Below are 25,013 nucleotides of genomic sequence, written 5' to 3'. Positions count from 1 at the left end.
GGATATTGGTCGCCTCAAGCCATATAGGCTGAGATTAACTACATAGGCTTATCTAAATCAAAGCTAAAGCGAGTGCCCTCGCCTAAGGTAGATTTCACGCTAATGCTAGACCGGTGCAACTGCACAATACGTTTGGCAATGGCTAAACCTAAGCCGCCATGTGAGCTGCGATCTTTAGCTCGATTAGCAGCTCGATAGTGGGCATCAAAAATATAGGGTAAATCATCAGCCGGAATGCCAGTGCCTGTATCACTCACGCTAATCTGCAGTTTTTCAGTGTGCGCTACTGGGCTAATCACGACCTTGATTTCATCGCCTTCACTACAATGGCGAATCGAGTTTTCCAGTAGATTAGTGAATACCCGCTCAATTTTTTGAATATCGGCACACGCCAATAATGAGGGGTCTTGCGGCTCAACCCGCATAAGTACCTGTTTTTTCTGGGCTGCAAGTGCGAGTTTTTGAATCACGTCTTGCGCTAATTCGGCAATGGCTACTGGCTCTTCATTGATGGTCGCAGAGTCACTATCTAAATGGGCTAATTCAAATAATTGCTCTACCAAGCTAGAGGTTTTGCGAGCACTGCTTAGCGCCACTTTTATCAGTTGTTCGCCCTCTTCGGGTGATAAATCACGGTGCTTAAGCTGCCAAGTTTCAAGGTAACCCTGCAAGGATGCCAGCGGCGTGCGTAAATCATGAGAAACATAAGAAATAAGCTCGCGGCGTAATTGGTCGGTATCTTTAACCTTTTGATATTGCCCCTTAATGGTGGTGGCCATATCACTAAACGCCGCCCCTAGCTTTTGTACTTCGTCATGCGAATTATTTTGCCAGTGCCCCGCAATGTTAGAGCTTTTCTCTAAACCAACATGCTGAAACTGATCAATATCTTTGGCTAAGCGACGCAGCGGTTTAGTGAGTAAACCAAAAATGAGAAACACCACTAACAGGCTAAACCCTAAGATAAACAATAAACCCAACAGGCTTAACTTCATTATGTGGCTACTTTGTAAAAGCTCGGCCACACTGTCGTAAATCTCGCCACCGATAATGATGTACAAATAGCCTTTAACTTGTGCCCCTTCATGTATTTCTGCCACCGAAAAAATCTTGCGGCGAGAGCTTGAACGCGGATCATCGCCAATAATTGGCATCACGCTATCACCCGTAATAAATTGGCGTATCGGCGTTAAATCGACTTGTTCACGTTTAATTTTACTGGGATCGGCTGAATAAGTGACCACCTTACCGGCGGTATCGAGAATATAAAACTCAAAGCTTGGACCAAGGATCATCATCGAGTGAAAGGCTTGTTTAATTCCTTTAGGGTCTAACTCACCGTCTTTAAACAATTGGCTATCGTGTACTAAGTGTTCGGCTAGTTGCAGGTGCAATTTCTGTTCGATTTCATTTTGGTATTGCTGAGAGCTTTGATGGGCCAAACCCAGTAACAACCCACCGGCAAGAATAAAGCACACCACTACCGCCAACATTAATTTGCTGTAGAACGAACTAATCAACTTAAACATCATTAAACTTATACCCCACACCCCACACAGTGAGTACGTACTTTGGATCAGAGGGATCGCTTTCTAACTTAGTACGCAAGCGATTAATATGCGAGTTCACGGTATGTTCGTAGCCACTGTGTTTATAGCCCCAAACTTGGTCTAGCAACTGGGTGCGACTAAAAACTAGCCCCGGCGATTTAGCCAGATGAAACAGCAAATCAAACTCGGTAGAGGTAAGCTCAACCGCTTGGTCGCTAATTGATACTTGGCGACGAGCCACATCAATCTTCAAATCTTGCAACTGCATAACACTGTGTTGCGCTGGCTGCTGGCTTTGCAACAACATGTCTACTCGGCGCAGCATCGCTTTCACTCTGGCTTGCAGTTCGCGCACACTAAAAGGTTTAGTTAAATAATCGTCGGCCCCCATTTCTAGGCCAACCACCCGGTCGGCTTCCGAGTCTCTGGCGGTAAGCATTAATATCGGAGTATTCAGCTTTTGAGCGCGTAATTGTCGACAAATATCTAAGCCATCCATACCAGGCAACATTAAATCAAGCACAATTAAGTCGTAATCATCTTGGCTAGCCTTGGCAAAACCTTGGCTACCATTTTCACAACTATCTACCTGATACAACATATCGCTTAGGTTCATGCTGATCAGATTATTAATATCGTGGTCGTCTTCGATAACCAAGATCCGTGATGACATAAAGGCTCCTTGTGCTGAGTAGCCGCCACTAATAGCTAGGCCCGCACCATGGTACGGGCATATTTAGCTAACAGTATTAGTTGGTACGGGTAATAACTAACCGACCTACTTGGCCTGCAATTCGATGTTCAGCCATCAAAACTGATTCTGAATCATCTGCTTGAGTAACTAGACCGGGATGACGCGAAACTTTATTCAATACATCGTCTCGTGCAGCATTAAAGCCTTCACCACTGTCGGCAGGCCCAGGAATAGAGCCCATGGCTTCGCTATTCTCTTCGGTGCCCGCATCATACGCAGGTAAAGCATAGCTCATACTGTCGCCGACCATTAAACCCGAAATATCCATTGCATTTAGACCCGTAAAGGCATCGTTGGTATTGACCAACATACTGGCTACCGACAACTTCATATCAACGCTTTCTGACGCGCTAATCATGATGGTTTCGGCATTGCCCGGCATTAATACACCAGCCCCTGTTACCGCCACACGGTCATCGGTGAACATGGCGGCTAAATCAGCGGTGTTGCCACTTTCAGCCATAGTTTCTAAAGGTACGCTCGCCGATAAACCTACCGTCCATAAGCTTAAAGTAGCACTGTGGATCCCCACCATTACCGGTGAGAAGGGTTGCGCTGAGGTATCGTTGTATACGGTGACTTCGTATTCAAGAATATCTGCCGGTTGAATAACAATGGTGTCGTCATCACTGCCGCATGCACTTAGTCCTGCCGCCAATACCGCTACGGCCAAGGCTCTTTTGGTTAATCTTAAGATAGCCATAGATCCTCCTTAATTACTTAACGGTTACAACCACTTTAGCCACAGGGTTTAACCAACGGTGAATACGGCTGTCTACATCACTAATGCCACCCGCTGTATCTCGGTCACCCACATTACCTGGGTGAATATGAATATTGGTATTAGCTGAAGAGCTGGTGACTCCACTTGCGCCAGTGCCACCATTCATACCTGGGTTAGCAGGAATACCAGGAGCACCCGGTGCGCCGCCACCATTAACGATTTCGTCGTTGGCTTCGGTACCCGCATCATAGCCATTCATGTAGAAGGTATAGGTCCCTGCAGCGCTAGGGATCTCCCAGCTATCTACTCCGACAAAACCATCGTTGGTGGGTAGCATCATCGCCACGATGCTTAAGTGGGTATTGGTGCCGGTGTCCATGTCTGTCACCATGGTGTAATCGGTTGGCGCTAATAAGCCGGCGGCTGGGTTTTCTGCTGACACCGCTGAAATACTATTGGCGATACTCACTAAGCCTGAGATGTCACCACCCTCTGCCATCGCTTGTAAAGCTGTGGAAGATGCTTGGCCGACTTCAAATAGATGGTTGTCGGCAGTATGCGCGGTAACTAATAACGGGGTGTAATAAATGCCTTGGGTTAGGTTAGTGATTTTAACGTCTACCATTGCAGCTTGGCTTAAGGTACTTACGGCAATCAACGGCATTGCCAACAAAGATGACTTGAGATCCATGGTTCGCTCCTTTTGCGGTCCTTATTAAACAGTCACAACAAGCATAAGCAGTAGATGTCTCAGCCAATTCACAGAGTTATCACATTTTCATCACGGTGAGATTAATCGTTAAAAAACAACAATATAAAACCAAAATTAATTTTATTAAGAGAAGTAAAAATTAGCAATATGACGCTTAAAGATATGTTCTAACCGTAACAGGGAGCAAGGAGGGAACTGACTAAATGCCGCTTGGGCATTAGCGTTGAGGCTCATAACTCTATTGAGATTTGTGCTTTATAAAAAAACGCCGCTGAGATAACTCAGCAGCGTTTAGGAAAGTCACAGCGAATAATTTGGCTTAGGCTTCGCTCATCAGTATCGCTTCAGATTCAGCGAAATAGTCTCTAGCATCTTTCATATCGCGGTACCGTGGGTATCCAGATTCGTCCTCCCAATTGCAAGAACGTCTTAGCTTTTCAACCCACATCAAGCCTTGTTGCTGCTGGTCTTGAATGTAGTCACTCACAGATGAGTCTAACTGGTTGGCTTGTGAGTAAGATTGCTTTAACAGCTGATTAACCGCGACTTCTCGGCGCAGTTGTTTAGCGTGGTCCAAGTTACAATATTTGAGGGCATTGGGGCCTGACTCCGCCAACAGCGGTTTGCCTTCTAACTCATCTTTAACGATAACAGAATGTAAGCGAACACTTTCTAGATCAAACATCTTCGTCGAGGCCTTGATCAGTGCCGAGTAACTCAACTCTCCTTTATTGATCACCACAGGGTAGTAATTAAAAGAGTGGCCTCCTTTCATAAAGCTTGTTTGTACTTTACTGGTAGCGGCAAGCTGATAGCTACCTTGCTCGTTTGACAGTACCGAATTTACCGGCGCCGAAGAATGGTAAATAGTGACCTTATCTAGGGGGCTAAACGCGGGTTGCTCGCCGGGGGTAAACAGCACAACGGTACCTTTAACTTCGGGGGTTAAATACACCGTTTGACTAGTGGGCGCACAAGCCACTATCTGGCTGAGTAAAATAGGCAAACCGATAAGGGATAGCCGAGCTGTAAATCTACACATCATCCTTTCTCCACGTTTAGGCTGTGATGAATTTGCTTGGGATATTTAAGACACTATAAGGTTGCTTAAACATTTAAACAAAAAATGACTCAATGAATGTTGCACTACTGGTGTATAGAAATATCCACTTAGCCATGAGCAAGACGTAATTTAGTTGGGCGTTGAGCCTGTAGCCTTATTTATTCCCACAAAATGGCGTCTAAAACACTTGGTTATTTTTGCTTAATATGACTACGTAATGCTAAGGAGGCTAGATCAACCTAACTTAAATCAAATCACACTCTTCCTTTACTTTACCTCAAGATCTTCACCTAAATACCGCCAAAAACACCTCTTTAGAGGTATTTTGTGCACCAATCAACAGCAATAGTTGGTGGATTTCGCACCAAAAAAGGGGTGTTTCAACACCCTTGAGCGCTGGCTCCCCCCAACCAAGCACCTAGATAGCTCTATAAACCACTGTTATTTAAATAAAATAAATAAAGTGCTCATGCTAACTCCTTGTGGGCTCAATTGTTGCAAATGAGAACCTATAGATTCAATCGTTTCATTCGTTTCAACAACAATCGCTAAGGAAGCATTATGTTTAAACTAAAATCACTCATCGCCAGTACCGTATTAGTACTGAGTATGTTTGCCAGCACCATTGCCCAAGCCGACCAATTAGCAACGGTGATGGAGCGCGGCGTACTGAAGGTTGCTGTACCACAAGATTTCCCACCTTTTGGGTCGGTAGGTAGTGACTTGCAACCACAAGGCTACGACATAGATATGGCCAGCTACCTTGCTAAAGAGCTAGGTGTAAAGCTTGAATTAGTGCCAGTAACCAGTGCCAACCGCATCCCTTACCTGCAAACCCGTAAGGTTGATTTGGTCATTTCTAGCTTGGGTAAAAATGCTGAACGTGAAAAAGCTATCGACTTTAGTGATGCTTACGCACCGTTCTTTCTTGGGGTATTTGGCGCAGAAGAAATTAAAGTGGCCAGCGCAGCTGAGCTAGCCGGTAAAACCATTGGGGTAACCCGTGGGGCCGTAGAAGATATCGAACTGAGCAAATTGGTTGATGAATCTACCACTATTAAGCGTTTTGAAGATAACAACACCACCCTATCGGCTTATTTGTCGGGTCAAGTTGAGCTCATTGCCACCGGCAACTTAGTCGCAACCGAAATCGCTAAACGCGTGCCTACCCGTAAACCTGCCGCTAAGTTTATGCTGAAAAATTCACCGTGTTATGTCGGTGTATTAAAAGGTGAAGAGGCTTTGGTGGCTAAAGTGAATGACCTAATTGCTAAAGCAAAAAGCGATGGCGACTTAGAAAAGCTTTCACTGGCTTGGTTTAAAACCTCACTACCAGCAGGCCTGTAATCCATTCCACTAATCAACGACCACGATAAATAGAATTGGTATAACTTGGAGACACTAATGAGTTATCAACTGGATTTTTCAGGCTTGCTACCTTACCTACCAGAGTTAGGTAAAGGTTTGCTAACGACTGCTGAATTAACCTTATATTCTACCTTTGGTGGAATACTGCTAGGTACTGCAGGCGCTGCCGGTCGAATAAGCCAAAAACGCTGGTTGCGCTGGCTCATTAGTAGCTATGTAGAGTTAATTAGAAACACCCCATTTATTGTGCAATTGTTTTTTATATTTTTTGGCTTACCGGCGCTTGGGATGAAGCTTAGTGCATGGCAGGCAGGTTGCTTGGCCATGGTGATTAACTTAGGTGCTTATCTCACCGAAATTATCCGCGCAGGCATTGAGGCCACGCCTAAAGGCCAATGGGAAGCAGGGCGAACCTTGGGCCTGAGTTATTGGCAAATATTTAGTCGAGTTGTGTTACCTACTGCCTTTCAGCGCATTTACCCAGCCCTTGTTAGCCAATGCATCATTGTGATGTTGGGCTCGGCAGTGGTGTCGCAAATATCGGTAGAAGAGCTGACCTTTTCCGCCAACTTTATTCAGTCGCGTAACTTTTTAAGCTTTGAGTCTTATTTAGTCGTCACCCTCATTTATTTGCTACTGGCGGTGGCCATGCGCCAACTTTTTGAGTTAGGTGCACGCCGCATGTTTAGAAACCCGAGCTTATAGGAGCCCCAATTATGATGCAATTTACCGATTGGGACATACTGCGCAACTTACTGCTGGCCGCGCGCTGGACAATACTGTTATCACTTATCGCTTTTGCCAGCGGTGGTTTAGTGGCCTTGCTGTTAACCTTTATGCGCTTAAATCGCAATCCACTGCTAGGCGTATTGGTGAAAGGCTACGTTGAGTTGTTTCAAGGCACCCCCTTGTTAATGCAGCTGTTCTTAACCTTCTTTGGCTTGTCGTTATTGGGCATAGATGTCAGTGCTTGGACGGCGGCAATTATAGGCTTAACCCTCTTCACCAGCGCCTTTTTATGTGAAATTTGGCGTGGTTGTATTGAATCTTTACCTAAAGGGCAATGGGAAGCTGCCAGAACCGTTGGTTTAAGCTTTGTTCAAACTATGCGTTACATCATTTTGCCGCAAGCGTTAAAAGTAGCCATTGCCCCGACCGTTGGCTTTTCGGTGCAAGTGGTTAAGGGCACTGCCCTCACCTCGATTATTGGGTTTATTGAGCTCACCAAAGCAGGCACCATGCTGAATAACGCAACTTTTCAACCATTTAAAGTATTTGCCTTAGTCGCTGGGCTTTATTTCTTACTGTGTTTCCCGCTATCGCTGTACAGCAAGTATCTGGAGAAAAAACTCAATGTCGCTGGTTAGTATTGAAAAAATTCATAAGTATTATGGCCAACACCATGTGTTAAAAGGGGTTGACCTTAAAGTAAACGCCGGAGAAGTGATCTCTATTATTGGTCGAAGCGGCTCGGGTAAAAGCACCTTGTTACGCTGCATAAACGGGCTAGAGCCGTTTCAAGGTGGCGCTATCATTGTAGATAAGCAGGCAGTAAGTGAAGACGAAAAACAACTGCGCCAACTGAGTCGCAGTGTGGGAATGGTGTTTCAAAACTTCAATCTCTTTCCCCATATGACCGCCGGTGAAAACATTATGCTGGCCCCTAAATTGGTGCTTAAGAAAACAGCCGAAGAATGCCGAGCCTTAGCTGAAGCGGTATTAGAAAAAGTAGGCTTAGCCGACAAATTTGACCAATACCCCACCAGCATGTCGGGCGGCCAACAACAGCGTGTTGCCATCGCCCGCTCGTTGGCTATGTCGCCAAAGGTGTTGTTATGTGATGAGATTACCTCAGCACTTGACCCCGAGTTAGTGGGCGAAGTGTTAAAGGTGTTAGAGCAACTTGCCGCAGAAGGTATGACGCTAATTTTGGTCACCCACGAAATGAACTTTGCACGAGACGTAGGTGACAGAGTAGTATTTATGCACCAAGGAAAGGTGTGGGAAACGGGCGATAGCAAACAAGTATTTGCCCAGCCACAAACCGCTGAACTGCAAAGCTTTATATCGGCGGTATTGTAAGCGTCACCAGAGATAGATAACGACTAAGCAAAGGATCAACAGAGTTATGAGTAAATTGGTGTGTGCGTTTAATCAGCGTATTGTTGAAAACTATCCGCAACTTTCTACCAAAGCGCGCTTAGTGGCCGACTACCTGCAGCATCACCCCGATAAAGTACTGATACAGTCTACCTCTGAAATTGCCGGTGCGTGCCAAGTATCTAAAGCCAGCGTGAGTCGTTTCTTTCGCCAGTTAGGTTACCAAGACCACCAGCAAGTGTGTGACGAATTACGCCAAGAACGAGAGTGGGGTCAGCCTTTGCTGACCAGTGAACCCAGTGACTCAAGCCAGCAAGGCGACATAGCAGCTATTGCGCAAGTATTTAAGCAACTGGAACAATTAGATTGCGCGGCTTTAGTACAACAAATTAGCGAGGCTAAACGCATTACCATTATTGGTTATCGCAATAGCTACCCGCTGGCCATGCATTTTCGCCAACAACTAATGCAGTGCCGCTCTCAAGTAAACCTGTTACCAGTGCCGGGGCAAAGCATTGGCGAAGAACTGCTACAGCTGAGCGCCGAAGACTTAGTGATTGTGATTGGGATCCGCCGTCGCCCAAAAATATTTGCCGCCTTAATCGAGCAACTACAAGGCTTTAATTGTTTATTGATTACCGACCAAAGCGGCCAATGTTATGCGTCGCAAGTGAGCCAATTATTGGTATGCCCAATGAGCAACCATTTAGCCTTAGACAGCTACGCCGCGCCAATGAGCTTACTCGCTCATTTAAGTAACAAGGTCTATGATTATTTGGCCCACACAGCACAAACCCATAGCAATCAGGTAAGCGAAACTTACCAACACTTAGACGAATTAGAATCACATTAAATAAATACCCGTCTAACTAAAGCGGCGCTTTGGATAGACAAGTTACATGCCAGAATGAAACGATTGACTCAGCAAATCAAAGAGGCAATCAAACGCCTCAATAATCGGCGCATTTGGGCACTAAACATAAACAGACTTGAACCAGTAAGGATAACTATGAGCCAAGTAATTATTGCCCAAGCTAGCCCCAATGCTCCGGCATTCACTCAGCAATTTATCAACCTAGCCGATCACCGTTTAGGCAGCAAAGTAGTCGCCGTTAGCGATGATTTCTTTGCGTCTGCCGATCGCATGCTTAATCATTTACCCGCTGAGTTTTACCCTGATAAGTATGACGATAACGGTAAGTGGATGGACGGATGGGAAAGCCGTCGTCGCAGAGATGCGGACCACGATTGGAGCATCGTAAAACTTGGTGTTAAGGGCTCCGTGAAAGGGATTCAAATAGACACTAGCTTTTTTACCGGTAACTTTGCACCGGCGGTCAGTTTAGAGGTGTGTAACAGTGAACAGTCGTTACCCGATGCCAACACCCAATGGCAAGCTTTGTTACCCGCTAGCGCTTTGGCCGGAGACAGCAGCCAGTTTTTTGAAGTCACTACCGATCAAACCATTACCCATATCAGGGTGAACATTTTCCCCGATGGTGGCATTGCCAGATTAAGGGTATTTGGCTTACCAAAGGCAGACCTTAACAAAGGCGAAAAAATCGACTTAGTGGCCTTAGTTAACGGCGGTCGCGTAGTCGGTTTTAATGATGCTCACTACGGCACCCCAAGCAACTTATTAGCACCAGGTAAAGGGGTAAATATGGGGGATGGCTGGGAAACCCGCCGCCGCCGTGAACCCGGCAACGATTGGTGTATTATCGCCTTGGGGCAAGCTGGCAGCGTAGAAGAAATAGAGATTGCCACGACCCACTTTAAAGGTAATTTCCCTGATAAGGTGTCTATTCAAGCTGCCAATATTAGCGACCCAAATGATTTAAGTTTGATTAGCCAAAGCATGTTTTGGCAAGAGCTATTAACGCCACAAGCCTTAAGCGCTGATCACGACCATTACTTTAAGCTGGTCAATGATCTGGGCAGCATTACCCATATTCGGGTTAATATATTCCCCGATGGCGGTATTAGCCGCGTCAGACTCTGGGGAAAAGCGTAGCCAACACATGGACATAATTAAGCTAAATATTGAGCCTCTTAGCCAAAGCGCCTTTAGCGCATTTGGCGACGTAGTCCAAACCGAAGGCGCTAAGCATTTCACTATAAATGGAGGCAGCACAGAGCGCTATCATGACTTAGCCGATTTGCAGTGCAGCGGTAGCCAAAGCAAAATGATTGCCTCCATCTTTAGGGGCCAAGCGTTCAGTTTACCTTTAACCATAGAGATGATGGAACATCACCCCTATGGCAGCCAACTATTTATGCCCTTGTCCGCTCGGCCTTACGTTGTGGTAGTGGCTGAGGCAGGTCAGCTGCAACAGCAAAATATTCGGGCATTTTTGGCGCAAGGACATCAAGGCGTTAATTACCATAGCGGGGTGTGGCATCACCCCTTAATAAGTCTTGAGAGCAGCAGTGATTTTTTAGTGATAGACCGCAGTGGTAAAGAAGCCAATTGCGTAGAGCAGCAATTAGAGCAAGCTATTCAGTTACACTTAATCAACTAACAGTAGCGGTACACTGCCGCAAATGTTAGTTGATTAGCAAAAGCCAAGCCTAACAACTGACGCTATATTGAAGTTAAGCGCTTAACATAACACCTATAGATGCCTGATACACCTCAGGCTCACCGCTTAAACATTCTGCGACCACCCGTTGTAATAAAAAGGTTTCTCGCTCCACAGACATGCCCGCCTTAGGGTTATTTGCCATGGTGTCTAGATTGTGCTGAATAGCTGCATGGATATTTAGCCAAACAGGCTTCATACCATTGTTAATCTCATGTTCTTCTAAGGCATTGTTACCCAGCTGATGGTCTATATTGCATAGGTAGCAATACGACATCATATGTAAATAGTCGGCATTGTCTTTATGCCAAGGGCGGTATTCTTCGTAGCGGCCAAATGCCTCAATATTGCGAATATTTAAGGCACCGGTTTCTTCGCTTAGCTCCCGCTTTAAACCTGTGATTAAGTCTTCACCTTGGTCAACCCCACCGCCGGGTAAGGTGTAATCATGATAACGCTCGGTATACATCAACAATATCTCTTCTCCGCGCAACACAATGGCTCGAGCAGCAATCCGCTCTAAGCCTTTGCCTTTGACTAGGCCTAAATCAGGGTGAACGGTTGAGTTAAGTAAACGCATAAATACCAAGGCTGAAACAAAAATGGTTGGCGAATTTATCAACTATTTAGCCAACAAGCAACTTACGCGTCTGCTGGCTAAAAAACCAGCACTACAAATGAATGTTTTATTTATAGTTAGTTGTGTCGATAAATTTTACAGTTTTTTGATTGCACCTCACCCATAAAAACCTAAACCATTGAAAAACAACACTTTATTAGAAAGGCACGCTTTATGCTTATATAAACGCGAAAAAGAACTATAAAACAAACGCTTAACTAAACATTTTGTAACACATTTGAAGGAATATACTTGTGCAAAAGACTTCTTTGGCGGTCATCACCGCTGCCAGCCTATTAATGGGCTCTTTCGCGGCTAATGCGACGTTGCTAAATGGCTTCGGCGGAGACGCTGGCTACGGCGAACTTGCCATGCAACCCAATGACGACGGTTCTACTAACAGCCTAGATTTACCGTTTGAAATTAATTATTTTGGTAATACTTATAATAATTTTTTCATCAACAATAACGGTAACATCACCTTTGAAAGTGGTCTCGGTGGTTTTACACCACAGCCATTTCCTATTGCTCAACAGCCAATGATTGCGCCTTTTTGGGCCGATGTTGATACCCGCTGTGATGGCTGCGGTGAAGTATATGTGGGTAGCCCCGCAGATGGCGTAGTGGCAGTAACTTGGGACAGCGTTGGTTATTTCAGTAACTCTGCTGACAAAACCAATACCTTCCAAGCAGTGTTGATTAACCGCTCAGATACTGGCGCGGGTAACTTCGATGTTGAGTTTCGTTACGACCAACTACAGTGGACCACCGGAAGTGCATCAGGCGGCGAAAATGGCTTAGGCGGAACGCCTGCTCAAGCGGGTTATGATGCAGGTGATGGCCAGAACTTCTTTGCACTGCCTGGCTCTTTTAGTGAAGATATTCTAGACCTAGTATCTAGCTCAAATACTGGTGAAGATGGCGTATGGCGTTTTGCTATCCGTGAAGGCGCCTTACCCGGTGCAACACCTGAGAACCCAATTATGCCAGTAGTAGTAGATGGTGGTTGGGAGTTTGATTTTAATGTACAAGCTGACGAATTGGTGTTTATTGACCCAGACGTAGCCGTAGGTTACGACTACATTGTTGACCAAGGTCCAAACATTCAAACAGTAGTATTACCTGCTGGTTTTGATGATGACATGTTCTACATTTGGTTATGGAATGGCCTAGATTGGGACCAAGTCGCTAACGTAGCCGCTGGCGACGCATATGATTTTGGCCTAGGTGGTGTTGACCGCTTCCGTGTTACTGGCATTGATATCGCTAACGAAGTTGACCCAACCAATACCTTAGCGTTTGTTACAGGCTTAACCTTTACCGATACGGGTGCAGTATCTATGCGTCAATTACCTATTGTTGAATTTGTGCCTGGACCAGGATCATCAGTTCCAGAGCCAAGCACTTGGCTATTGGCTTTATTGGCAATAGTGTTATTGTTAGGTTCGCGCAAGCGCTCAAACACAATGCCTGAGACGCTAATCGCAGCGTAAACTCTCGGCCTTAAAGAAAAGGGAGCCTTTCGCTCCCTTTTTTGTTGTTACGGATAACCACATGAAAAAAATAACCTTAGCCCTACTCACCTTTTTCCTTTCATACTCAGCATTTGCTAAAGACTTTGAAGCCTGGACGGTAAAATGTCCTGCTGGTAAGCCTTGCGTTATCACCCAAATGATAATGAAGAAACAAGATAATTCAGCCAACGTGATTGCTGGCGTGAGTTACTTCAATTACCAAGAACAAGCCGTTTTAAAAATACGGATCAGTGCTCAAGCCGATCCAACTAAAGGTATTGGCTTAAAATTTGATGAGCAAAAGCCCTTACATTTACCTATTACTAACTGTGATAAAAAGTTATGTGAAGTAAACGTTATTGCTGACCAGCAACTCATCAATGACTTGCAAAATGGTAAAGTAATGTCTGTGGCCTACTTGCTTAAAAGCAACCAACAGCAAACCGCTTTTCCGGTTATTCTCACCGGGTTTAAACAAGCTTACTCGTCAATACACTAAAAAAAGGCCTCGCATGCGAGGCCAAACACCACAGGGAATGTGGACTGTCAGAAACATTTATTGCTCATGCTTTTTCGCAAAAAATGAAAAGTACTAAGACGTGGCAGCGGCTAAGCTCGGGTAATCGGTATACCCTTCGGCACCGCCACCGTATAAGGTGTTTTGGTCGAGTTCATTAAGCGTAGCGCCCTGCTTAAACCGCTCGGGTAAATCTGGGTTAGCGATAAATGGAGCCCCAAAAGACACGACATCGGCCTTACCCTCTGAAATAGCTTGTTCTGCACTGTCGGCCGTATAGCCGCCATTGGCCATGTAGGCGCCGGCAAAACGGCTGCGCAGCTGCGCAAAGCTAAAACCTTCGCTACTCGCACCACCAAAGTTTTCAACCACATGTAGATAAGATACGTTCATAGCGCTTAACTGTTCGGTTAAGTAATTGAACAAGGCTTGTGGCTCACTCTCAGACATCGAGTTGAAGGTGCCGGTAGGTGAAATTCGCACACCGACTCGACCACTGCCCCATACTTCGGCTACTGCTTGGGTGACTTCAAGGGTTAGGCGAGCTCGGTTTTCAATACTGCCACCGTAACTATCGGTGCGTTGATTACTTCCCTCTTTTAAGAACTGATCAAGTAAATAACCATTTGCCGCATGCACTTCTACACCATCAAAACCGGCTTGTTTGGCATTGATAGCCGCTTGAGTAAACTGCTCAACAATAGATGGCATTTCACTCGTTGCTAAGGCGCGAGGGGTTTCAAAGTCAACAAAACCTTGTTCGGTAAAAGCTTGGCCCTCAGGCGCGATCGCAGACGGAGCCACTGGCAGCTCACCATCTAACTGAAGGCTGGAGTGAGAGATACGACCAACATGCCAAAGCTGTAAGACAATTTTAGCGCCTTTAGCGTGCACTGCATCGGTGATAGTTTTCCAACCCGCGATTTGTTTCTCGCTGTGGATCCCTGGGGTAAAAGCGTAACCTTTACCTTGCGGAGAAACTTGAGTGGCTTCGGTGATAATTAGGCCCGCACTGGCTCGCTGGCTGTAATAATCCACGTTTAACTGCTGCGGTACATCACCCGGTTGAGCAGAGCGAGATCGTGTTAGCGGAGCCATTACCACGCGATGCTTTAGTGCTATTTCTGCCAAGTTTGTCGGTGAAAATAAGTGTTCTAGTGACATAGTTGATCCTTTGAATCGTTAATTAGGTGTGATTCTGCTGCTTGGTTTAGGCGTTGACTAATACACTTTCACCCTTGCGCAAGTATTCGGCATACAGTTGGTTAAAGTCTTCTACTACTGATTTTTGCACCGCAGGCAATGCGAGCAAGCGCTCACCCAAGGCCTTTAAGCGAGGAAAGTCAGCTAACAAATCCTTAGCAAATAGCTGCTTAATCGCGGCAAATCGAGTAAACAAGGGCGCTAAAGCGGTATCGACTAAAGCTAAATTAGCTCCGTTAAAGTAAGCGTGTTCACTGGTAAGCGATTCTAAACGGCTTAGTTTGTCATTTAACCCGAGTAAGCGGGTATCAAAATCGGCTGGTGTTTTAGCTAAGCTCACTTGGTATTGCGCCATCAGTACTTGGCTGGAGTATTCGATCCATGCTCTGTCTTTGGCTTTTTGTAGGGGGTCGCTAGGCATTAACGAGCCGCTGGTTATTTCATCTAGAAACTCGTTAATTACTGCTGATTCAAATAATACTTCTTCACCATATTTTAATACTGGTACTTTTCCCAAGGGCGACAAGGCTAAAAACCAATCGGGCTTGTTGGCTAGATCAATATATTGGATATCAAAATCAATGCCTTTGTGCAGCAAGGTGATTACCGAGCGCTGCACAAATGGGCACAGCTTAAAACTAATTAACTCGATGGTTTGATTAGCTTGATAGGTTTCGTGCATGAAGCTTTTCCTTGTTGTTGTGAAACAAACTCTCATCTGGTCAAAAAATACAACTTCTGTATCCAAACGAAACATAGTATCTTTAGGTAACTATAAGAACGCTTGCTGCGAACTACAAGTACGCACATATTAGATATTTAGTTTCCTAGAGGTGCCTAATGTTGAATTCAGTGGCTTCGAGCCTAGAAAAAAAATCAGAACTTTCTGAAACAGCGCAGCAACACGACTGCCCCGTATCGACTGCCATTGAGGTGATTGGTGGAAAATGGAAGGTTATTATCTTGTATCAACTTCGCGGGAAGACTCTACGCTTCGGTGAACTAAAGCGAATGATCCCCAAAATCACTCAAAAAACCTTAACTCAGCAACTGCGCGACTTAGAAAAAGATAAGCTGATTAAACGAGAAGTATTTGCTGAGGTGCCGCCACGCGTAGAATACACCCCGACTGAATTGGCAGAGCAATTAAACCCAGCCTTAGATTTGTTATGTGCATGGGGAACTCAATATCAGCAAGCTCACGAATAGATAGTCAGCTCGATCACTAAACAGCTTGCTGCATACAGCACCAAATGAGTTAAGTTCACGATTGTTTATTACGAGCTAAATATACAATTTGTAGCTTGAACTCATTAGTCGCAATAGCCTAAGTTGTAGGTACACTGTTCTCGCGGATTTACCAATGCAATGATTAAAGCTAAACACTGTAATTGTGCTGCTTAGCTTTCGCATTTCATTTCACAAAATGTCCTTTCAAATATTCCTTTAGCATTGTACTTAGACGTCCCTGTTAGTTTTACTGAAATAACCACATGATCTTTGCGCACGATATGTAACTGTACATTATCAACAAAACCGTAATCTTTAAGACACGGAAAATTCTTTTGTACTTTGATCAAAGATTCCATATCAAGAAACTCGACAAAGTGTTTTCCTATTACTTCTGCTCTCTCATAGCCTGTTGCTTTTAACCAACCAGGGCTAACATCTATAATCGTGCCACTCAAGTCTAAGGAGTGGACAATACTTTGATCGCTGGATAGGTCCATGCAATGGGTTCTTGTATTGATTAACTGTAATTTGTCGATGCCCATATTCCCCTTACATTATTGATGCAGCCTATAGCTTATAACCAGCCACTGCTGGCATGACTTACATTCCCACTTAAAGTATAGGGTTTATTCCACTTTTCTATCATACGAAGTTAAATTTTTTGATGTACTTACAAACCAGAATGCACAGTGCATTAAGGCTTAATAACACTAATATAGGCCTCAAAAATGGCTTCACCACACTTTATCGCGAGATGCAGCCAGCAAAGCCACCTGAGTAATTACCTCGGCCTGTATTGCTGCTGCCAACACTCACATGTTGTTAGCCAAAACTCGGTGACAGCAAAAACATTAACAAAGATAACAATGCGGTTAACTAACAGATGTTTTCGTTAATTATTCTGGCAGGGTTGCCCACTACTACACTGTCTGCTGGTACGTTTTTAACCACAACGGCACCAGCTCCTACTGTTACGTTGTCACCAATCGTTATATTCCCCAACAAAATTGCCCCCGCAGACAAGCGCACATGATTACCGATTGTTGGGCTTTTGATATCTTGGCTGGCACCGCCTTTTGCTCCAACTGTGACACCATGAAAAATGGTCAAATATTCCCCGTAGACAGCTTTTCTATTTAGCACAATGGTGCCGAAATGAGGTAAAAATAATCCTTTACCTATTTTTGCCGCTCTAGGGATTTGCACGCCAGATAAGATACGTATAATTTTATATATCGGGATGGCACTGTATTTGACTAACTTTACCTTGTGATTAGATAGCCGATAAAATAGAACGACAATAAACGTTGTTTTAAACATTAACCAAATTAAGCGCTTAATCTTCGAAAAACACTCAATCTCATGTTCATCTACATAAACTAAATAATCGTCATGTAATTCTTCCAATCGCTGTTACTCCTAGGGCAAATATAATCAAGCCACACAATATGCTTCGACAAGGAGTAATCCTCATGCTTAACACTGAGTGAATTATCAAGCTAACACTGTTCATCACAACAGGTTAAAATGATAAAAGTTAGACATAAATATATCATGAATTTCATTTACTTAGGAACGCGTCTAGCGCACATTTCAGAGGCTCACATTATACAAAACAAGGGTTCTGTTCCATTGAGCGAATGTACAAGAGATGGCTGAAGCCTCAAGGCTGTACACCCAATGGCATCAGCAATGACAGCGATGAATAAGGTCTGCGTATCAAGTTTAGCAGGCGTAAGTGAGCAGAAAATAGCTAAAGAGACCAAATACCAATGCCAGGACTTTAGCCTCGATGACGACCTTCGGTTGATGACGCTTATTTGATAAGGCTTACACCGGCAATTTCTATCACGGTTTTAGCCTCAGCGCGCTCAATAACTTTTAGTAATGCCGTTTGAATAGCCTCGTCGTTTCTGGCATCGCCCTTACTGGCAAACTTTTGCTCTTGAGCGGCAACACCTTCTTCTGAAACAAAGCCCATCACAACTTCACTGGCCCTAGTTGTTGCTTCGCCAAAATAGCTAAGTGAAATGAGCGGGTAGCCCTGAAATCCTTTTTTAACTCTTTTTGCGATACGTTTTGTCGATTTATCTAAATTCATAATTGGCCTCTACAAGAAATAAAAACGCGTTTTACCCGCAACACTTCTTATACTTTTTAGTACTACCGCAATGACAAGGCTCATTACGTGCAGGCACCTTATCGAGTTTAATCGGCTGTCTCTTATCAAGCAGCACTGTAAGCTCAGTGATCGATTCAACCGCATCTTCACTGCTATCAACCATGACTTCAGCATATAACTGCGCTTCGGCTACCATAGCGTCTACCTCTTGCTTACGGGCCTCACTCGTTACCACTAATGACAGAGGAGACTTCTTACTGCCGGTTTTTAAGCGCGCCTTGGTTTCATAACCATACTGAATATGATTCTCGCGCGCATCTTGGCGACCTTTAAAAAAGAACTTATCTGACATTAGGTATTCCAAACAGCTATAAAATGACAAACGGTGACCAGCAAAATGCTGGTCACCGTTAAAGACCTTGAGTTTAGCATGCTTACCACTGTTATGGGGTAGCCGCTTTAACAAACACTACCTGAACTATGTATTTGACGAAGCGTAAGTGCCACTATCCGCTGAGTTAAATACCCATAAACCAAGGTCTATAGCCAAGCCGGCATGGGCCTTTTACTCCACTTAGCAAAGCCCATTTTTTCTGCTCGATAAAATTGCCGATAAGCACTAATCGCATCCCCGGTAATTTTGTATTCATTAGGCATGGCTTGAGCAAACTCGGTTAAACCGTGATTCATAAATCGTAAATCGTCAATCTGGGCCAAAACCGCCATCGATTTGTGATCAACGGTTTTGTTATAGCGGTAACGATACTCACGATTAAGGGCTAGCGTCAGCTGTTTAAGCCAAATAAAATTCTCGTATGACTGCTCTACCCACAACACACAGGGGTGGTTAAGGTGTGTTGACTTGTAGGGCGTAGTAAAGCCTTTTTTATTTAATGCTGTACATAGCATCTGCACGCTTTCGAGTATCATTTTTACTACGTGCTGATCGCAATGGTATTGAGCGCAACGTTCAATATCTAAGTCGAGTACAAATATGTTCATAAGTTAACGATTATCCCTTTCAGCGCCGCCCATAGGTTGCTGTAGTTGAATATAGATACGCAGTACTCCGCTAAAAAGATTGATGTTCTGACTATTTACTTGTTACACCACCACTAATTAGCTCAAACAACACGTCGTCATAGCCGCAGCGGCGTCGAACCGTGAACATTGTGGTTCAATATTGATAATCCATTGAAAATTAGGATATTCAATGCAACTATCATTAGCCAATGGTTAGCGCAACGTAGCCTGTCACCCCATTCAATGAGTAATGAGGTTCATCTATCAGCGAGGAAAATGGCGAAATTTCGCCATAAGTTACCGTCGCTTCTTACTCTATTGACAAAATGTATCACCCTGTTTGCATCCGTTTTAATCTGTAATAATGCTTAGATTATTCATGGAATTGCTATAAACAATAAGCTAAAGGAACAACAGCATGAGCACAGCCCCTCAAACGATCGCATTTATTGGCCTAGGTACCATGGGGTTTCCTATGGCGGGTCATTTAAGTACTCAGGGTTATAAGGTGGTGGTATACAACCGCACCGACGCCACTGCGAAAGCATGGTTAGATAAATACAGCGGCGTTCAAGCTAACACCCCTGCTGAGGCGGCAGCGATGGCTGATGTTGTTCTTACCTGTGTAGGTAACGATCAAGACGTGAAACAAATCTACCTTGGAGTGAATGGCATTATGTCGGCGGCTAAACCCGGCACCCTATTGGTAGACCACACTACCGCCTCTGCTGAACTGGCTCGCGAGCTAGACAGCGCCGCTAAAGCATTACAATTACACTTTTTAGATGCGCCGGTTTCAGGTGGAGAAGCGGGCGCGATCAACGCTTGTTTAACCATTATGGTTGGCGGTGAGCAAACGACCTTACACCAAGTGGAGCCGGTGCTTAACAGCTACGCCAAGGCAATAAACCTGGTTGGCTCAGCCGGTTATGGCCAAACCTGCAAGATGGTCAATCAACTATGTATTACCGGGATTTTACAAGGTTTATCCGAAGGTTTGCAGTTAGCCAAAGCCGCCAAACTAGACATTAATACCGTTATAGATGTTTTGCAGCACGGCGCAGCGGGTAGCTGGCAGTTAGCGAACCGCGCAAGCAGTATGGCTGATAATCAATTCGATTTTGGCTTTGCCATCGATTGGATGCGCAAAGATTTAGCGATTTGTTTTAAAGAGGCCGAAAAATTGAAGGTTGAGCTGCCGTTGGCCAAGCAAGTGGATGCCGAGTACGCCAAGCTGCAGCAACGTGGCTATTCTCGCAGTGATACCTCGGTGTTGATCAAACAATTTGATAATGAAAATGGTTAATCATTTGGCAAAAAAAAACCTAAGGCCCTAGGCCTTAGGTTGGAGTCACGCGAGAACGTGATGTTTAGCTCAAAAAAAATTATGAAATGGAGCGCGACAATCTAGCACTGATAAATGACAAAGAAGGGAAGTAATTTCGTTGCCTTCATCCATGTAGGGCTGAGGTCATCTTGACTAGCTTCAGCGGCTCAAACTGACAACAAATTTGCTAGTACCCCCTTATACTAACTCATCCCAGCCAAAGTATGAGCAATCCAAGTTAGATGCCTGTAAGCATTACTATACAGATAGCCAATAGCACTGATACGCCGAGGGCTAGCGTCAGCTTTCACTTGCGCCAAATCTCAAGCTAGACTAAGCTCGCGGGCAAGCGTAACGGCCTGTTAATTATTGTCGCTTCGCCACTCTTTAATACATATTATTAGGTATCATTATGACCCTTATCACCGTGCCAGAATTGGCAAAACCTGAAGTAAAAAGTCATCACAAAGCTCGCCACTTGAAAAAGATGGCGATAGGTCCGTTCGCACAAACCTGTGCCGAGATCCGCTTTGTTGCTGATATTGAAAAATTTGATGAGGTTGATGCTGCCTTAGTGAACACTCAACAGCAGCAAGGTTGGGATTTATTCATTGCCTATTTTAATGAGCAATACCACGTTGCAATTAACTTTTTTACTGAGCAAGCAGAACTTGAAAGCGTGATTGAAACCGCTAAAGAAGCGATTGTAAGTGTACTGGGTGACACTGAATTACAGATTTTAGCGGGCGATGCCAACTACGGCGACTGGGATAGCTGCTACGCAGGCTAAGCTTGCAGATATCACTATTGGCGGCCGCCAATAGTGATATCTAGCTTAACTTAGTAGCTCACTTCAACACAGTGAATTTGGTTTAATTGCTTTAAAGCCTTAGAGGTCATTTTCAATGGCACCCAAATAAAATACATCGAAGCAACAACCACCATCACAGGGTCGGCATATACCGCCCAATCAGCAAAGCCAAATTTGTTGAGCATGACAGCAATAACAAAACCAATCATCACCGCCGCACTAATTACACAGTCCATCAACCACTGTTTCGCTTCGGCATCTAATAAAGCCGATTGCTTAGCGCTACGGCTGAGTACCCAATAGGTTAATACGCAGCCCACCACATTAATAAACCCAAACACCAGCGCCAAGCCTGTATCAACTTCTCTACCGCCCTGGCGTATTGCAACTAGTGCAGACACAAAAGAAAACCCACACATTAAGCTAATAGCAAACCCTTTGAACGCCACGACTGCAGGTTCAATCATCGCAGCCGAATGAGGATTACTGTTAAAAAAAGGGTGTTTCTTTAAGGCCAAAGAACCTAAAGATATTAAGGTAAGTAATAAGCTAACCAATGAATAAGCGCCGTCAAACACAATCACTAACGAGCTAGCCCAAATACCTAAACTAATGCCTAGCAGTGCAAATAACAGCGACGAGCAACTTGAGAAGCTTAACAACGCCTTCTCTTTTTCTAAAAAACCAAACATATCACTAGATATGGCGAACTTTACCGCCATAACCTCTACAGATTAAAAAACAGTCGCCATTCTAGTGATGTAAAGTTCCACATTCAAGGGTTTAAACACTAACGTTATAACACATGATGGTAGCGCTAGCGTGAAACACCAATCAACGCCACTGCACACTTATTGGTTGTCTAATATTAAGGCCTTAATTTTGTGCGCTTTTTCAAAATGATCGAGCTGATGAGTAGAGATCCACCAGCTAGCGGCTTCCATAAGTAACTCTGGGTTATCATTCTTGTTGGCAAAAAAAGCATAAAACGATAAACCCACCGTTTCACCTTTCGCGGCGATTTTCTTGTCACACACCGCAAGCATGTGCTGCCTTAAACTTGCTCTCATTTAGCATTCCTGTTTTAGCGATTGCCAACCAGGGGCAATGGCTAAGCCCTCTACACCGGCTAAAACAGAGCAATCTCTTAAGGCTAATTGATACTCGCCGCCACTTAAAGCGTGTTCAGCTGAACAATCTACATTCCACTGACGTAATAAATATCCCGCCAAAGCGGCCCTCACTTCCAGTGTTAAGCTCCCCTCTTCCATTGCATAATCTAACTCAATCGCCTGCCGGTGAGCCAAACTAGGATGAGCGATAAGATTTAACTCTATGATTTGGTTCCATTGCTTATCATAGTCTCGTGCTTCAAGGGTTGAGATAGGCTGATCTAATACCGTTAATTGCGTAAAACGGGTACACACAAAATCTCTAAAACTACCACTAACGCGGTCATACGCACGAACGTGCCAACGGTGGCCGTTATTCACTAAGCTGTGTGGCACTATTTCTCGCGTGCTTTCACCTGAAGATATAGACCAATACTGACACAACAACGGTACTCGGTGATGAATAGCGCGCATGATGGCTGCAATATATTCAGCCTTTGGGTGAACCAACCGCACTGCGTCAAAACAGGTCGCACTAGGCTCTAAAGGAAAAGATAAACCATCACCAAAGCCATGCGATAAGCCGGTTAAGATTGCCTCGGGGTTATGCGAAAATAAAGGGCTGAACTGATCTCGTCGCAAATAACGACGCGCTTTATGATCGAGTAAGGCATTGTTTGGCGCAAATTGTTTGTAGCTTGCTAAGTCGCGGGTGGCAGCCGCTAAGCCCGTTTTGAAGCGACTGATTAAATCAGCGCGACTCACCTCTCCAAAATATTCCAAACTAAAATCAATAAAAGCGAGCCTACTGCGTTGTCCGTGACTTAACTCATTTAGTTCCATCTATTCGCGCCTTTGTTCATCCAGAAAGCAAAAATACTAGCAAGCACTCGCCAAGGAGGCAATCATTTTGATTAGGTATGTTAATTAGTTTGAAGCTCACTGAAATCAGCGTCAACCTCCCACTATTTCACTAATTTTTTTTAACAGTGACGTAAGCTATTTTTTTCAGCTAAACGCCCCATCTCTCAAAAAAAACAAACGCCATGAAACATTCCATCTCTTTTTTATCAACAACTTAGCAAAAAACCATGAACACAAATCACACACCTAGATCACATTCAGTAAAGTTCACGCCAGCCCTGCTCACTTTTTCTTCAGCACAAAATATACACTATTTCTGCTAGCGCCAACAAAAACAACAATGATCAATGGTAAGGATGAACAATGACAGTTTTTTCGACTACGCGCCCACTACTTAGCTGTGCCATCATCGGCACCGCACTAATGCTAAACAGTACCAGCTTTTCCGCGAACGCGGCCCTAAGTAAGCAGAACTTACAAAGCTCTGGATATTGGGGGGGCATTTTACTCCCCGACAACGCCGCTATCAGCGCATCAGAACTCAATACCATTTACAATCGCTTCGTCAATAACTACATCGTAAATGTTGGCAGTGACAAAGCGAGAGTGAAATGGGGTTCTGGCGGTGCACTGCGTGATGGCAGTGGAAATGTCAGTAAAGATGCCTACGCTACCGCATCAGAAGGCATGGGCTACGGTATGTTAATTACCGCCTATGGTAATGACAAAGCCCGCTTTGATAAGCTTTACCGTTTTTACAAAAAGACCTTAGACGATAACAATGCCGACTTAATGCCTTGGTTGGTGTGGGATAACGCATCGCCAGTAACTAATCAAATATGTTATGGCATCGTTGGCCAAAACCAAACTTGCTTTGGCGCCGGTGGCGGCGGCCCTGCTACAGACGGCGACATTGATATCGCCATGGCGCTCTTTGTGGCCGCAGATAAATGGAGCGGAACCGGCATTGATTACCGCGCTGAAGCCATTCACATCGTTAATGAACTTCACGACAACTGGTTACATTGGTGCGCTGATGATGGCGGTACCTGGGTGGTGAAGCCTTATCAAAAATCTAACTTCAACCCCTGTACTGATGAAATAGATGCTTCGTATTCTATCCCTGCCTTTTTCCGTTTCTTTGCTGAAGTCGCAGCATTAGATAGCAGTGTTAAAAATACCAATGACCGCTGGAATTCGGCCGCACGGGATTTATATAGCAGGTTATTAGACAAACAAAAAGCCGGTCCCAATGGCGATAAAACCTTTGTACCCGACTGGATGAAATTAAATGGCAGCGCCGTTACCGGCAGAAGTACCAATTATGGTTCAGACGCCTCGAGGATCCCTTGGCGCGTAACCATGGATTACGCTTGGTATGGCACCGACGCATCGCGAAACTGGACTCGCCGTTTAATTAACGATTTGGTTAACAATGCCAATAACGGAGACATTAGTGGCATTGAAGCCGATATCAGCCAATCCAGTGGCAATAGCGCTGGCTATAACGGTCGCTCGTTTTCAGGTGGTTTTGCGGTGGCGGCTATGCTCTACGACTGGTACCCAGCGAATGCCAATAACTACACCAACCACTGGGTAAACGAAACCCTAAACGGCAGTTTACCGTGGAATATTGGTGCAAACGGCTACGAAAATGCGAACAACGATTACTACGGTATGGCTTTGTCAGCACTATATGCCCTTACATTAACAGGCAATACCTACAAACCAGCGGCCAATTAATGCAACCAACACGACGCTATACGCCATAAAATACTAGCGAGAAAACTTAAGCTGTAAGCCAAAAGTTAAGTG

29 protein-coding genes are annotated in these 25,013 nt (G+C 44.6%); 13 read left to right on the top strand and 16 right to left on the bottom strand.

Annotation, left to right across the window (positions count from 1 at the left end; genetic code table 11):
* Window positions 1-38 precede the first annotated feature (38 nt).
* From ACVFI8_RS17820 to ACVFI8_RS17800, 5 genes are all read right to left on the bottom strand, one after another.
* Window positions 39-1,532, bottom strand: a complete 1,494-nt coding sequence (locus ACVFI8_RS17820; protein ID WP_248712246.1) for a sensor histidine kinase — start codon at window positions 1,530-1,532, stop codon at window positions 39-41.
* Window positions 1,522-2,223, bottom strand: a complete 702-nt coding sequence (locus ACVFI8_RS17815) for a response regulator transcription factor (RefSeq protein WP_248712247.1) — start codon at window positions 2,221-2,223, stop codon at window positions 1,522-1,524. The genes ACVFI8_RS17820 and ACVFI8_RS17815 overlap by 11 nt, the downstream gene beginning before the upstream one ends.
* Window positions 2,224-2,299: 76 nt before the next feature.
* Window positions 2,300-3,007 carry a spondin domain-containing protein gene (locus tag ACVFI8_RS17810; protein ID WP_248712248.1) on the bottom strand — a complete coding sequence of 236 codons (708 nt, stop codon included), beginning with the start codon at window positions 3,005-3,007 and terminating at the stop codon, window positions 2,300-2,302.
* Window positions 3,008-3,020: 13 nt separating this feature from the next.
* The gene (locus ACVFI8_RS17805) at window positions 3,021-3,719 is read right to left on the bottom strand and encodes a spondin domain-containing protein (RefSeq protein ID WP_248712249.1); all 699 of its coding nucleotides are present in this window, start codon (window positions 3,717-3,719) and stop codon (window positions 3,021-3,023) included.
* 340 nt (window positions 3,720-4,059) lie between these two features.
* Entirely contained in the window at window positions 4,060-4,785 is a 726-nt protein-coding gene (locus ACVFI8_RS17800; RefSeq protein ID WP_457872137.1) for a hypothetical protein, read from the bottom strand.
* A 579-nt stretch (window positions 4,786-5,364) separates the two neighbouring features.
* Here ACVFI8_RS17800 and ACVFI8_RS17795 point away from each other — a divergent pair.
* The 7 genes from ACVFI8_RS17795 (at window position 5,365) to ACVFI8_RS17765 (ending at window position 10,793) form a co-directional block, all read left to right on the top strand.
* Complete coding sequence (locus ACVFI8_RS17795) at window positions 5,365-6,150, top strand: transporter substrate-binding domain-containing protein (RefSeq protein WP_248712251.1); 786 nt, start codon at window positions 5,365-5,367, stop codon at window positions 6,148-6,150.
* Window positions 6,151-6,207: 57 nt separating this feature from the next.
* Entirely contained in the window at window positions 6,208-6,876 is a 669-nt protein-coding gene (locus ACVFI8_RS17790) for an amino acid ABC transporter permease (RefSeq protein WP_248712252.1), read from the top strand.
* A gap of 11 nt (window positions 6,877-6,887) precedes the next feature.
* Window positions 6,888-7,538 (top strand): amino acid ABC transporter permease, encoded by a 651-nt coding sequence (locus tag ACVFI8_RS17785; protein ID WP_248712253.1) that lies wholly within the window; start codon window positions 6,888-6,890, stop codon window positions 7,536-7,538.
* Window positions 7,531-8,253 carry an amino acid ABC transporter ATP-binding protein gene (locus ACVFI8_RS17780; RefSeq protein WP_455905859.1) on the top strand — a complete coding sequence of 241 codons (723 nt, stop codon included), beginning with the start codon at window positions 7,531-7,533 and terminating at the stop codon, window positions 8,251-8,253. Before ACVFI8_RS17785 ends, ACVFI8_RS17780 begins: the two co-directional genes overlap by 8 nt.
* Before the next feature lie 46 nt (window positions 8,254-8,299).
* Window positions 8,300-9,124, top strand: coding sequence for a MurR/RpiR family transcriptional regulator (locus ACVFI8_RS17775; RefSeq protein ID WP_248712255.1), 825 nt, complete (start codon window positions 8,300-8,302; stop codon window positions 9,122-9,124).
* A 156-nt stretch (window positions 9,125-9,280) separates the two neighbouring features.
* Window positions 9,281-10,285, top strand: a complete 1,005-nt coding sequence (gene alc / locus ACVFI8_RS17770; RefSeq protein ID WP_457872136.1) for an allantoicase — start codon at window positions 9,281-9,283, stop codon at window positions 10,283-10,285.
* 7 nt (window positions 10,286-10,292) lie between these two features.
* Window positions 10,293-10,793 carry an ureidoglycolate lyase gene (locus tag ACVFI8_RS17765; RefSeq protein ID WP_457872135.1) on the top strand — a complete coding sequence of 167 codons (501 nt, stop codon included), beginning with the start codon at window positions 10,293-10,295 and terminating at the stop codon, window positions 10,791-10,793.
* A gap of 73 nt (window positions 10,794-10,866) precedes the next feature.
* Here the strand turns inward: ACVFI8_RS17765 and ACVFI8_RS17760 are convergent, their stop codons facing one another.
* Complete coding sequence (locus ACVFI8_RS17760; protein WP_457873833.1) at window positions 10,867-11,433, bottom strand: NUDIX domain-containing protein; 567 nt, start codon at window positions 11,431-11,433, stop codon at window positions 10,867-10,869.
* A 293-nt stretch (window positions 11,434-11,726) separates the two neighbouring features.
* Here ACVFI8_RS17760 and ACVFI8_RS17755 point away from each other — a divergent pair, with 293 nt between their 5' ends.
* Window positions 11,727-12,965 (top strand): nidogen-like domain-containing protein, encoded by a 1,239-nt coding sequence (locus ACVFI8_RS17755; protein ID WP_457872133.1) that lies wholly within the window; start codon window positions 11,727-11,729, stop codon window positions 12,963-12,965.
* Window positions 12,966-13,026: 61 nt separating this feature from the next.
* Complete coding sequence (locus ACVFI8_RS17750) at window positions 13,027-13,485, top strand: invasion associated locus B family protein (protein WP_457872132.1); 459 nt, start codon at window positions 13,027-13,029, stop codon at window positions 13,483-13,485.
* A gap of 93 nt (window positions 13,486-13,578) precedes the next feature.
* Here the strand turns inward: ACVFI8_RS17750 and ACVFI8_RS17745 are convergent, their stop codons facing one another.
* Both ACVFI8_RS17745 and ACVFI8_RS17740 read right to left on the bottom strand, forming a co-directional pair.
* Complete coding sequence (locus tag ACVFI8_RS17745; RefSeq protein ID WP_457872131.1) at window positions 13,579-14,667, bottom strand: alkene reductase; 1,089 nt, start codon at window positions 14,665-14,667, stop codon at window positions 13,579-13,581.
* Between the two features lie 46 nt (window positions 14,668-14,713).
* Complete coding sequence (locus ACVFI8_RS17740; RefSeq protein WP_457872130.1) at window positions 14,714-15,388, bottom strand: glutathione S-transferase family protein; 675 nt, start codon at window positions 15,386-15,388, stop codon at window positions 14,714-14,716.
* A gap of 158 nt (window positions 15,389-15,546) precedes the next feature.
* On the opposite strand from ACVFI8_RS17740, the gene ACVFI8_RS17735 reads away from it, so the two are divergent.
* Window positions 15,547-15,915: a winged helix-turn-helix transcriptional regulator gene (locus ACVFI8_RS17735; protein WP_457872129.1), complete on the top strand. Its 369-nt coding sequence runs from the start codon at window positions 15,547-15,549 to the stop codon at window positions 15,913-15,915.
* Between the two features lie 191 nt (window positions 15,916-16,106).
* On the opposite strand, the gene ACVFI8_RS17730 is transcribed toward ACVFI8_RS17735, so the two are convergent.
* From ACVFI8_RS17730 to ACVFI8_RS17710, 5 genes are all read right to left on the bottom strand, one after another.
* On the bottom strand, window positions 16,107-16,481 hold the full coding sequence (locus tag ACVFI8_RS17730) for a PAS domain-containing protein (protein ID WP_457872128.1): 375 nt from the start codon (window positions 16,479-16,481) through the stop codon (window positions 16,107-16,109).
* Between the two features lie 334 nt (window positions 16,482-16,815).
* On the bottom strand, window positions 16,816-17,346 hold the full coding sequence (locus tag ACVFI8_RS17725) for a serine O-acetyltransferase (RefSeq protein ID WP_248712264.1): 531 nt from the start codon (window positions 17,344-17,346) through the stop codon (window positions 16,816-16,818).
* A gap of 409 nt (window positions 17,347-17,755) precedes the next feature.
* On the bottom strand, window positions 17,756-18,040 hold the full coding sequence (locus ACVFI8_RS17720) for a hypothetical protein (protein WP_248712265.1): 285 nt from the start codon (window positions 18,038-18,040) through the stop codon (window positions 17,756-17,758).
* Window positions 18,041-18,071: 31 nt separating this feature from the next.
* Window positions 18,072-18,413 carry a PBPRA1643 family SWIM/SEC-C metal-binding motif protein gene (locus ACVFI8_RS17715; protein ID WP_248712266.1) on the bottom strand — a complete coding sequence of 114 codons (342 nt, stop codon included), beginning with the start codon at window positions 18,411-18,413 and terminating at the stop codon, window positions 18,072-18,074.
* Window positions 18,414-18,601: 188 nt separating this feature from the next.
* Window positions 18,602-19,063 carry a pyrimidine dimer DNA glycosylase/endonuclease V gene (locus tag ACVFI8_RS17710; protein ID WP_248712267.1) on the bottom strand — a complete coding sequence of 154 codons (462 nt, stop codon included), beginning with the start codon at window positions 19,061-19,063 and terminating at the stop codon, window positions 18,602-18,604.
* A 439-nt stretch (window positions 19,064-19,502) separates the two neighbouring features.
* Between ACVFI8_RS17710 and ACVFI8_RS17705 the strand changes: the two genes are divergently transcribed.
* A complete protein-coding gene (locus tag ACVFI8_RS17705) occupies window positions 19,503-20,390 on the top strand; it encodes an NAD(P)-dependent oxidoreductase (RefSeq protein WP_248712268.1) in 888 nt (295 codons plus the stop codon).
* 433 nt (window positions 20,391-20,823) lie between these two features.
* Window positions 20,824-21,201, top strand: coding sequence for a hypothetical protein (locus ACVFI8_RS17700; protein WP_248712269.1), 378 nt, complete (start codon window positions 20,824-20,826; stop codon window positions 21,199-21,201).
* A gap of 50 nt (window positions 21,202-21,251) precedes the next feature.
* Here the strand turns inward: ACVFI8_RS17700 and ACVFI8_RS17695 are convergent, their stop codons facing one another.
* The 3 genes from ACVFI8_RS17695 to ACVFI8_RS17685 form a co-directional block, all read right to left on the bottom strand.
* Entirely contained in the window at window positions 21,252-21,944 is a 693-nt protein-coding gene (locus ACVFI8_RS17695; protein ID WP_248712270.1) for a cation transporter, read from the bottom strand.
* 129 nt (window positions 21,945-22,073) lie between these two features.
* Window positions 22,074-22,292 (bottom strand): DUF6500 family protein, encoded by a 219-nt coding sequence (locus tag ACVFI8_RS17690; RefSeq protein ID WP_248712271.1) that lies wholly within the window; start codon window positions 22,290-22,292, stop codon window positions 22,074-22,076.
* Window positions 22,293-23,177 (bottom strand): WYL domain-containing protein, encoded by an 885-nt coding sequence (locus ACVFI8_RS17685; protein WP_248712272.1) that lies wholly within the window; start codon window positions 23,175-23,177, stop codon window positions 22,293-22,295.
* Window positions 23,178-23,561: 384 nt separating this feature from the next.
* Here ACVFI8_RS17685 and ACVFI8_RS17680 point away from each other — a divergent pair, with 384 nt between their 5' ends.
* Window positions 23,562-24,941, top strand: a complete 1,380-nt coding sequence (locus ACVFI8_RS17680; RefSeq protein WP_457872124.1) for a glycosyl hydrolase family 8 — start codon at window positions 23,562-23,564, stop codon at window positions 24,939-24,941.
* Window positions 24,942-25,013: the final 72 nt, after the last annotated feature.

The sequence above is a fragment of the Agarivorans sp. MS3-6 genome (assembly GCF_054112545.1).
The sequence above is the reverse complement of the archived record's forward strand: the minus strand, read 5'-3'. Positions and strand labels throughout refer to the sequence as shown.